The sequence below is a fragment of the Bartonella taylorii 8TBB genome, assembly GCF_902825155.1.
Taxonomy (GTDB): Bacteria; Pseudomonadota; Alphaproteobacteria; order Rhizobiales; family Rhizobiaceae; genus Bartonella; species Bartonella taylorii_A.
Window position 1 is genome coordinate 1 of the sequence record NZ_CADEAG010000182.1, and the last position, 401, is coordinate 401.

The window sequence follows — 401 nt, forward strand, 5'->3', positions numbered from 1 at the left end:
ATCAAAGACACCTTGCTTTTCGTCAATCGACGCACCGCTATAATATCTTCTGGACGTTGAATAAAAGAAAGAGCAACCCAATCAACAGGCTGCTGTAAAAGAGCCTGAAGATCCTCCTTATCTTTTGACGTCATCGAATCAAAAGGCAAAATTGTATCGGGAAAACTGACACCCTTTCGATCAGAAATACGGGTTCCAGAAACCACGCGACACTGTACAGAATGACCATCACAAACTTGCGCACGCAGTTCCAGTTTTCCGTCATCAATCAACAACCGATCCCCTGGTTTAACAGCCGAAAATACATCCTCATGAGGGAAAAAAACACGCTGTGCATCACCTGACACATCGCGATTATCTAACGTAAAGCTTTGCCCAACACGCAAATCTTCTTGACCCTT

General features: G+C 44.1%; 1 protein-coding gene. It reads right to left on the minus strand.

The features are described 5' to 3' along the window. A partial coding sequence (locus J7R13_RS09200) for a pyruvate kinase (protein ID WP_246786350.1) occupies window positions 1-401 on the minus strand: 401 nt, incomplete at both ends.